This window comes from Microbacterium umsixpiens (assembly GCF_053543675.1).
Genome location: NZ_JBLVOH010000137.1, coordinates 12,946 through 22,041 on the forward strand (window position 1 = coordinate 12,946; position 9,096 = coordinate 22,041).

Genomic DNA, 9,096 nt, shown 5'->3' on the forward strand with positions numbered 1-9,096 from the left:
GGGGTCTTCGCACCGGCACACCTCGGGCGACCAGGACGACCGCGCCAGCGCGGCATCACCGATGGGGTTCACTCCCGGACCGGCAGCGAGCGCATGCCCCGCGAGTGCATGCAGGCACTTCACACGCGTCGGCATCCCTCCCGCCGAGATGCCGTCGATCTCGGACACCTCCCCGAACTGCGCGCGGTCGGCGAGGTAGGCCTCATGCGCGGCGAGGTAGGCGGCGGCGACATCTTCATCGTCGGCCAGGAGCGCTGCGAGCTCCGGCATCACCTGGTTGGCCTCGAGGGTCGACATCGCGGCCGTGGCAGCCGGGTGCGTCAGGTAGTAGAACGTGGGGAACGGTGTGCCGTCCGGGAGGCGCGGCGTCGTCGCGACCACCGTGGGGTTGCCGCAGGCGCAGCGAGCGGCGATGCCCACCACACCCCGGGCAGGACGACCGAGCTGGGCCGAGACGACGGCGAGCTCGGCGGGCGTGGGAGCGGGGAACGGCGGCGTGGTCACCCCACCAGCGTAGGGGAGCCGGCCGAGAGGATGCTCGGAGCGGACGCTCAGGGAGCGGTCGTCGCCGTGTCGCTGAGTCCCGTCGCGACCAGGGTGCGCAGCAGCTGCGGCATCCAGTCCGACGGCTTCTCCTCGAGTGTGTCGCTCACGGGCGCCTGCTCACGCGGGAGCACGGACGGATCGAGGTCGTTGTCGATCAGATAGACGACCTCGCCCGGCTTGACGTAGTACAGGCGCTCGCGCGCCTGAGTGGTGATGTAGGCGGGGTCGTTCCATCGCTCGCGCTCGGCGATCAGCGCCGTGATCTCGTCTTCGCTCACCTGCACCGATGCCTCGAGCGCCGCGATCTTCTGACGCTGGTCGATGAACGTGCCGAGCGTGGGCACGAGGACCCAGGCCCCCAGCACCACGAGCGAGAGCATGATGACCGAAAACGCCGAGAGGCGAATGCCGGAGGCCCACTCGCGCACATCCACACGTGCCGCGTCGCCGCGGTTCCTCCCCGCGGCCCTGGGCGCGGGGGCGGCAACAGCGGACGCCTTCGACCCGCCGCGCCCCTTTCCGGTCGCCTTCGGGTTCGGAGACGACGAAGGAGGAGCCGGTCGTCGTGCCACGGCCCCTCCTTCGTCATACCGCTTCAGCGGCTTCCTGCGCCGCGGGCGACGGCTTTCTCGGCCGCCGCTCGCGCGGCTTCTTCGTGTGTCAGCTGTTCTCAGGCCTGCGAACGCGGGAACGCGGAACGACCGGCGAAGACCGCGGCATCGCCGAGCTCCTCCTCGATGCGCAGCAGCTGGTTGTACTTCGCGACGCGCTCGCTGCGAGCGGGCGCACCCGCCTTGATCTGACCGGAGTTCGTCGCGACGACGAGGTCGGCGATGGTCGTGTCCTCGGTCTCGCCCGAGCGGTGCGACAGCATCGCCGTGTAGCCGGAGCGCTGCGCCAAGCTGACCGCATCGAACGTCTCGGTGAGCGTGCCGATCTGGTTGACCTTGACGAGCAGCGAGTTGGCGACGCCGCGCTTGATGCCGTCGGCGAGACGCTGCGGGTTGGTGACGAACAGGTCGTCGCCGACCAGCTGGACCTTGGAGCCCAGAGCGTCGGTGAGGTGCTTCCAGTTGTCCCAGTCGTCCTCGGCGAGAGCGTCCTCGATCGTGACGATCGGGAAGTCGTTGACGAGGCCCACGTAGTACTCGGTGAGCGCGGCCGCGTCCCAGTCCTTGTTGTCGAGGCGGTAGACGCCGTCCTTGAAGAACTCGGTCGCCGCGACGTCGAGGCCGAGGGCGATGTCGGTGCCGGGGGTGAAGCCGGCCTTCTCGATCGCCTTCACCAGGAAGTCCAGACCCTCGCGGTTGCTGGGCAGGTCGGGGGCGAAGCCGCCCTCGTCGCCGAGACCGGTCGCGTAGCCCGCGGCCTTCAGCTCTGCGCGCAGCACGTGGTAGGTCTCGACGCCCCAGCGGAGCGCCTCGGAGTAGGTCTCCGCGCCGACCGGCGCGAGGAAGAACTCCTGCATGTCGATGCCGTTGTCGGCGTGCTCGCCGCCGTTGATGACGTTGAAGAGCGGAACGGGCAGCACGTGCGCGTTCGGGCCACCCAGGTAGCGGAACAGCGGGAGGTCAGCGGAGTCTGCGGCCGCCTTGGCGACGGCGAGGCTCACGCCGAGGATGGCGTTGGCGCCGACGCGCTTCTTGTTCTCGGTGCCGTCGACCTCGATGAGGATCTCGTCGACGATGCGCTGCTCGCTCGCCTCGACACCTTCGATCGCAGGTCCCAGCTCGTCGATGATGGCCTCGACGGCCTTGAGGACGCCCTTGCCGCCGTAGCGGCTCTTGTCGCCGTCGCGGAGCTCGTACGCCTCGAACGCACCCGTGGATGCACCGGACGGGACGGCCGCCCGCTGCACGATGCCGTCGTCGAGGAGGACCTCCACCTCGACGGTCGGGTTTCCGCGCGAGTCGAGAATCTCGCGTGCGCCTACAGCCTCGATCAGTGCCACTGATGTGCTCCTTGCTCAGGGGGAAAACGTGGTGTGGAGCGTCGTCGATCCGCGCCCAGTCTAGCCCGGCCGTGCGACCCGATCAGGGACTCGTCCGACCGCCGCGCACGGAGCGGGCTCAGACCACGACGGCGATCGCGAAGCCGTCCCAGCCCTTCGCCCCGACCGTCTGCAGCGCCGTGGCGTCGAAGCGCGGGTCCTCCCCCAGCATCCGCAGACCGTCACGGGTGCCGATCACCTTCGAGTCGGTGCTGTCGTCGCGGACGATCTCGCCTTCGCGCCCGATGTTGTCCAGCACGACGACCGTGCCCGAGTGACCGAGTCGCGCGGCCCAGTCGAGATAGACGGTGTTGGACTCCTTGTCGGCGTCGATGAACACCAGATCGAACCCGCCGACCAGAGTCGGCAGCACCTCGGCGCCCCTGCCGATGCGGATGTCGACCCGGTCACCGACACCGGCGGCATCGATGCTGGCCCGTGCGACGGCGGCGTTCTCAGCCTCCGCCTCGATCGTCACGACGCGGCCTTCGGAACCGACGGCGCGGGCGAGCCAGATCGTCGAATAGCCGCCGAGGGTGCCGATCTCGAGCACCCTTCGCGCACCGCTGATGCGGACGAGCAGGTTCAGCAGCTTGCCGGCGACGGGAGCGACCTCGATCTCGGGCAGCCCCGCCTCTCGCTGCGCGACGAGAGCCGATTCCAGTTCGGCGTCGGGCCCGACGAGCGTGTCGGCGAGGTACGAATCGGCCTGCGACCAGGCGGCGGGGGTGGAGTCCATGACCTCAGCCAACCGCCGGCTGTGGCCTCCGTCAACCCCGCGGCGGCGAGAGCAGACGACCGGGCGCGTCGGCGAGCTCCGGCTGCTTCCGGAACTGGCCGGTCAGCACGAGCACCAGGACGACCACCGCGATGACGATCCATGCCGCCACGCCGAGAGGTCCGGCGAGCGCCATGTCGGGCTGCGTGGCCGCGAACAGGACGATGAGCCCGGCGGCGGCGTTCAGTGATCCGTGCGCGATCACCGCCGGCCAGACGGATGCCGAGCGCAGGCGCAGCCAGCCGAGCAGGATGCCCCACGCGACGCAGCCGCCGACCATGAACAGGACTCCCGTGATGTCGGTGCGCCCGAAGTTGTAGCCGAGCAGGATGATCGGGCTGTGCCACAGGCCCCAGATCGCGCCGCTGAGGATCAGGGCGGGCCAGGTGCCGAGCGGTCGCAGGGCCGGCACCAGCCAGCCTCGCCATCCGAGCTCCTCCCCGAAGGCGAAGAAGCTGTTGAGCAGCGCCCCGAGCGGAACCATCGCGATCTGCGCGAACACCACGATCTCGACCGGCGGCACCGGAACACCATCGGGCAGCGACTTCGCGAGCTCAGCCGCGAAGCCGGCGAACGTCAGATCGAGCTGCACGAACCCGAGCGCTGCGGACACCACGATCGTGAGCGCCACCAGGACAGGCGGGACGAGCCATGCGGCGACCATGAGCCAGACCACGCGCTTGGCGGGCCGTAGCGGCCAGAGGCCCAGGAAGCGTGCACGCTGTCCCCGCGCGGGCACGCGCATCGCGAAGGTGACGACCAGTACCGCGATGGCCGGAGTGAACATCATGACCGGGAGGAGGAAGACGGACATCGGCTCGGCGAGACCGTCTCCGAGCCACAGTGGCAGTGCCACCAGCCAGGCCAGCGCGCAAGCGACGACCACGAAGACGATGATGGCGGGCCACTCGACTCTTCGAGACGTGGGGGTGGGTGAGTCCATGCTGTTCACGCTTCCTTCCTCGTGACGGCGGCGAGCGCCGCCGCCGCTGTCTGTGCGTCGTCGACCGTGACGACGAACCGCCGTCCACCGACCCGCGTCACTTCGAGCGCTTCACCTCGCCGCAGGACCACGCCGTACCGTCCGTCGAGGCCGTAGCGCAGCCCCCATCCCCCGAACTCGGCGAAGGGATCGACGTCGATCGCGCGTACCGACGCGATATCGGCGGACGGGATCTCGATCCTCGGCCAGCCCGCCAGCGACCGCACGAGCAGTCCGGCGGGCCCGATGCGCACGCGGAACGCGAAGGTGGTGATGAGCGCGGCGATCAGGATCCCACACGAGGCGAGCATGATGACCGCGGTCATCACTCCGCCCGCTCCCGTCGCGATCATGACGGCGGCGAGCGCACAGGCGAGCAGCACCGCGCCGCCGAGCACGGCCGACGCGACGCCGGCGATCGCTGCGGTGCCGATCCACACGAGGCGTTCCGTGGCGGAGGTCGGGAGGGGCTCCGCCGGGCTCTCGGACCCGCTCGTGTCCGGCAGGGGCGTGGACGGCTGCAGGAACCACCCGATCGCCACGCCGGCGGCCATGAGCAGGAACCCGATCAGCACCTCGAAGCCGATGTCGGGTGTGTCGGCGGCATCCGCGAGACCGCGTTGCGCGTCGACACCGACCAGGGTGATGAAGGAGACGATGGCCGCGAGACCGAGGTTCATCGCGCCGAGGAACCTCGCCGTGATCGACCACTGCGGGCGCTCGGCTTCTGCGGAGGGAACCGGCTGCCCGTTCTGCGGGAGTCGGTGCGCGAACCACGCGAGGAGCGCGAACCCGATGACCATCACCGCGATGCCGCCGAGGATGGCGAGGTAGGTCCAGCCGGGCCCGAAGCCGTTCACGCCGTCCTCCGACCAGTGGATCGCCGCAGGCTCCGGGATCTCGGGGAGCCAGAACGCGACGATGACCGCCGACACCGCCAGGATCGTGAGCGGAATGATCACCCCCACCCAGAGGAAGGCGGTGCGGGCACGGCGGACGGCGGGGGTCATACGGTGATCTCCTTCACGAGAGCGGCGAGTGTGGCCGGCGCGACGCCGAGCGCGGCGGCGCGCGACACCAGATCATGCAGATCCTTCGTCAGGTCGACGAGCGGACCGACGGAAGCCGAGACCACTGCACCACGACCACGTCGCAGGTCGATCAGGCCCTCCGCGCGCAGCTGCTGGTAAGCGTGCAGGACGGTGTGCAGGTTGATCTCGAGGGTCTCGGCGACTTCGCGCGCCGAGGGAAGGCGGTCTCCCGGCGCCAGTCTGCCGGCGATGATGTCGGCGCGCACAGAAGCGGCGACCTGCTCGTAGAGCGGCACCCCGCTCGCCATGTCGACCCTGATCAGCATCCGACCTCCGTCTTGTTCGCGTTATTCTACTCGAACTAGAACAACTGTGGCTACCCTCCAGACGTCTTCGTCGTCCTCGCCCGCGTCCCCCACACTGGCGGGATGCGCATCACTCCCCGCCGCCTCGCCCTCGGCATGAGCCTGTGGATCCCGAACCTCTTCAGCGGCATCCGCATCCGTCGCTTCAGCGAGGACTGGACCCACGCCACCGTCGAGCTGCACGTGAACGTCTTCACCCGCAACTACGTCAAGACCGCGTTCGGCGGGTCGATGTCCGCGATGACCGACCCGTACTTCTTCATGCTCGTCATGCATCAGCTCGGGCGCGACCATGTGGTGTGGGACACCCGCGGCGAGATCGAGTTCCTCAAGCCCGGCCGCGGCGTGCTCACTGCGGAGTTCGAGGTGTCGAAGGAGAAGGCCGAGGAGATCCGCGAACGCGCCCGCGGCGGGGTGAAGGTCCTGGAGTGGTTCGAGACGGTCATCACGGACCGCGAGGGCGATGTCGTCGCGAAGGTGCGCCGCGAGGTCTACATCCGGGAGAAGAAGCGGGTCACGGCGTCCCGAGGGTGAATCGCGTCACCCGCCGTTCACCGCGGACTGTCACCATGGACGGATGCCCCTCGCTCGCCGACTGACGCTCGGAGACGCCGTCGCCATCGGCCTCGGCTCCATGATCGGCGCCGGCGTGTTCGCCGTGTGGGCTCCGGCGATCGGGGCCGCCGGAAGCGGCATCCTCATCGCCCTCGCGATCGCCGCCGTCGTCGCATACGGCAACGCCACCGCATCGGCGCAGCTCGCGGCCGCACATCCCGTCGCGGGCGGCACGTATGCGTATGCCCGCGCCGAGATCGGACCCTGGTGGGGATTCGTCGCCGGCTGGAGCTTCGTGATCGGCAAGATCGCGAGCTGTGCCGCCATGGCGATGACCTTCGCCGCCTATGCCGCCCCCACCGGATGGCAGGTGCCGGTCGCCGTGGCGGCGGTGGCGGCGCTCGCTGTCGTGAACTGCTTCGGCGTGACCAGGACCGCGCTGCTCACCCGCATCCTGGTCGTGTGCTCGCTCCTCGGGATCGCCGTCGCGGTCGGCTTCGGTCTCGGCGCCGCACCGACCGCCGCCCCCGGTCCGCTGCCCGACGCCACCGTCTACGGCGTGCTGCAGGGTGCCGGGCTGCTGTTCTTCGCGTTCGCCGGCTACGCGCGCATCGCGACCATGGGCGAGGAGGTGGTCGACCCGTCGAAGACGATTCCGCGCGCGATCGTCCTCGCACTGGGTGGAGCCGTCGTCGTCTACACGCTCGTCTGCGTCGCGGTCGTCCTGGTCCTCGGCGGGGATGCGATCAGATCGATGGCGCCTCTGGTCGACCTGCTCGACGCGGCGGGCGCTTCCGCGTGGGCCCCGGTCATCCGTGTGGCTGCAGCGGCCGCCTCACTCGGCGCGCTGCTGGCACTGCTGACCGGGATCGGCCGGACGACCCTCGCCATGGCACGGGAGAGCGACGTCCCGAGATTCCTCGCGAAGATCGACGAGCGCCACCACGTGCCGCAGCGCGCCGAGATCATGATCGCCGTCATCGTGATCGCCATCGTGCTGTTCGCCGATCTTCGCGGGGCGATCGGCTTCTCGTCCTTCGGTGTGCTGCTGTACTACTTCATCGCCAATGCGGCGGCCTTCCGGCAGACAGGATCGGCACGCCGCTACCCCCGCGCACTGCAGGTCATCGGCGCGCTCGGCTGCCTCGTGCTGGTGGCGACCCTTCCCGTCCTGGCCTCCACCATCGGAGCAGGGGTGGTCCTGCTCGGCGTGGGATACCGGATGCTGCGACTCCGACTCGCGCGCGTGTGAGGTCAGCGGCTCGACTCGGAGCGGTATGCGCGCGGCGCGATACCGAGGACGGCTTGGAAGTCCCTCGTCAGATGGGCGTGATCCGCGTATCCGAGCTCGGCGGCGATCGACGCGAGGTCGATGTCGGGGTGCTCCCGCACGCGCACAGCTGCCTCCTGCAGGCGCCGTCGCCGGATCATCGCTGCCGGCGAGAGCCCGACGTGGCGATGGGTCATCCGCTGGAGAGTGCGAACCGACACCGCGAGGCGCGCGGCCGCCTCTTCCGGAGTGAGCGCGGCTCCCTCCCCCATCAGGACCTCCATGAGCGCGTTGGCCTGGCGGGCGGGATCCCCGACCGGGCCGACCCGTTCCCCGAGCCACCGGGCGAAGGCCGCGACCGCCCGATCGCGATGCCCGTCTCCGGAACCCATCGCCGCCACCAGGGCACCGCGCAGCTCGGCGACCTCCGCCGTCGACTCGCCCAGGACTCGCTCGCCGTCGACCAGCACGCGGGGGTCGTCGATCAGGGCGGCGACAGCAGCGGGGCGCAGCAGAGCACCCACGGCCCAGCCTCTCCCCCGGAGATCACGGTGGGTCATCCGGGTCGTGGCGCCCGACAGCGTCACAGCATCCGCATCGACGACGAGGTTGAGCGCCGGATAGGCGACGATCTCCTGACGCGACGAACGCCCGCGCTCGATGTCCCACTCCGGAATCCAGAACCAGGCGACCAGCTCCGTCGCCGCTGCCGGTGCGGGGAGGCGGTGGAACTCGGGCAGGCGGGCGGGATAGAGCACCCCACGGGTCGGGTTCACCATGCGCTCAGCGTAGGCTCCCCCACCGACGTCGGGAGGTTGTCGCGGATGTTCAAGCCGCGGGGCTTCCCCGCGACCTAACGTGGCGGCATGAGCAACGACATCCCCACGACAGAGGCCCCCACGACAGGCGCCACCGGGACATACACGACCGACGGCCGCCCGAACAGCGCGACCTCGCTCACGCCGTTCCTGGCGATCCCCGACGCGAAGAAAGCGATCGAGTTCTACCGCGACGTCTTCGGCGCCAGGGTCATCGACGTGACCGAGTTCGGCGGCGTGGTCGCACACGCCGACCTCGACTTCGGGCTCGGCATCCTCCAGCTCGGCGAACCGAACCCGGAGTACCACCTCGTCCGCGCGCCCGAAGGCGACGACGACTGCTACTCGATGGGCCTGTACGTCTCCGACGTCGATGCGGTCGTGGCGAAGGCCGTTGCGGCAGGAGCCACCGTGCGCGAAGCACCCGCACCGTTCGTCTCGGGCGACCGCTTCGCGAGCATCCGCGACCCGTTCGGCGTGCGCTGGTCGGTGATGACCCGTGTCGATGACATCTCCGACGAGGAGAGCAGCCGGCGGGTGGCCGAGTGGGCCGCGTCGTTCAGTACGGCCCCGAGCGACGGCGCGAACTGAGCGCCACCTCCGCCGCACGGCACACGGCAGGCAGCAGGGCCTCGGCGGTGCGCCGGTAACCCAGAGCGCTCGGGTGGAAGCGGTCGAGACTGAACATCTCCTCCGGCTCGTCGAAGAACATCGGGCCGACCGCGCGGCGCAGGTCGACCGGCTCGGCGCCCGCCCGTGGG

At 69.9% G+C, this 9,096-nt stretch carries 11 protein-coding genes and 1 pseudogene; 3 read left to right on the top strand and 9 right to left on the bottom strand.

Features of this window, described 5'->3' with window-relative positions; all coding sequences use genetic code 11:
• The 7 genes from ACNPM4_RS13875 to ACNPM4_RS13905 all read right to left on the bottom strand — a co-directional run.
• Positions 1 to 504 (bottom strand): DUF501 domain-containing protein (locus ACNPM4_RS13875; protein WP_448986043.1); only part of this gene is annotated, 504 nt, incomplete at its 3' end.
• 47 nt (positions 505 to 551) lie between these two features.
• Entirely contained in the window at positions 552 to 1,118 is a 567-nt protein-coding gene (locus ACNPM4_RS13880; protein ID WP_197021062.1) for an FtsB family cell division protein, read from the bottom strand.
• 98 nt (positions 1,119 to 1,216) lie between these two features.
• Positions 1,217 to 2,497 carry a phosphopyruvate hydratase gene (eno, locus tag ACNPM4_RS13885; RefSeq protein ID WP_029262985.1) on the bottom strand — a complete coding sequence of 427 codons (1,281 nt, stop codon included), beginning with the start codon at positions 2,495 to 2,497 and terminating at the stop codon, positions 1,217 to 1,219.
• Between the two features lie 118 nt (positions 2,498 to 2,615).
• Entirely contained in the window at positions 2,616 to 3,275 is a 660-nt protein-coding gene (locus tag ACNPM4_RS13890) for an O-methyltransferase (protein WP_105709539.1), read from the bottom strand.
• 31 nt (positions 3,276 to 3,306) lie between these two features.
• The gene (locus ACNPM4_RS13895) at positions 3,307 to 4,257 is read right to left on the bottom strand and encodes a CPBP family intramembrane glutamic endopeptidase (protein ID WP_262000599.1); all 951 of its coding nucleotides are present in this window, start codon (positions 4,255 to 4,257) and stop codon (positions 3,307 to 3,309) included.
• 5 nt (positions 4,258 to 4,262) lie between these two features.
• Positions 4,263 to 5,306, bottom strand: a complete 1,044-nt coding sequence (locus ACNPM4_RS13900; protein ID WP_448986044.1) for a hypothetical protein — start codon at positions 5,304 to 5,306, stop codon at positions 4,263 to 4,265.
• A complete protein-coding gene (locus ACNPM4_RS13905; RefSeq protein WP_262000597.1) occupies positions 5,303 to 5,653 on the bottom strand; it encodes a GntR family transcriptional regulator in 351 nt (116 codons plus the stop codon). Before ACNPM4_RS13905 ends, ACNPM4_RS13900 begins: the two co-directional genes overlap by 4 nt.
• A gap of 102 nt (positions 5,654 to 5,755) precedes the next feature.
• On the opposite strand from ACNPM4_RS13905, the gene ACNPM4_RS13910 reads away from it, so the two are divergent.
• Together ACNPM4_RS13910 and ACNPM4_RS13915 are read left to right on the top strand one after the other, a co-directional pair.
• Entirely contained in the window at positions 5,756 to 6,226 is a 471-nt protein-coding gene (locus tag ACNPM4_RS13910) for a PaaI family thioesterase (RefSeq protein WP_417503401.1), read from the top strand.
• A 43-nt stretch (positions 6,227 to 6,269) separates the two neighbouring features.
• Positions 6,270 to 7,499: an APC family permease gene (locus tag ACNPM4_RS13915; RefSeq protein ID WP_448986045.1), complete on the top strand. Its 1,230-nt coding sequence runs from the start codon at positions 6,270 to 6,272 to the stop codon at positions 7,497 to 7,499.
• 2 nt (positions 7,500 to 7,501) lie between these two features.
• On the opposite strand, the gene ACNPM4_RS13920 is transcribed toward ACNPM4_RS13915, so the two are convergent.
• On the bottom strand, positions 7,502 to 8,296 hold the full coding sequence (locus ACNPM4_RS13920) for an AraC family transcriptional regulator (RefSeq protein WP_448986046.1): 795 nt from the start codon (positions 8,294 to 8,296) through the stop codon (positions 7,502 to 7,504).
• 87 nt (positions 8,297 to 8,383) lie between these two features.
• On the opposite strand from ACNPM4_RS13920, the gene ACNPM4_RS13925 reads away from it, so the two are divergent.
• Complete coding sequence (locus ACNPM4_RS13925) at positions 8,384 to 8,926, top strand: VOC family protein (RefSeq protein ID WP_448986047.1); 543 nt, start codon at positions 8,384 to 8,386, stop codon at positions 8,924 to 8,926.
• On the opposite strand, the pseudogene ACNPM4_RS13930 reads toward ACNPM4_RS13925, so the two are convergent.
• Positions 8,895 to 9,096: pseudogene (locus ACNPM4_RS13930) on the bottom strand (SGNH/GDSL hydrolase family protein); the annotation flags it as partial. The gene ACNPM4_RS13925 and the pseudogene ACNPM4_RS13930 overlap by 32 nt on opposite strands.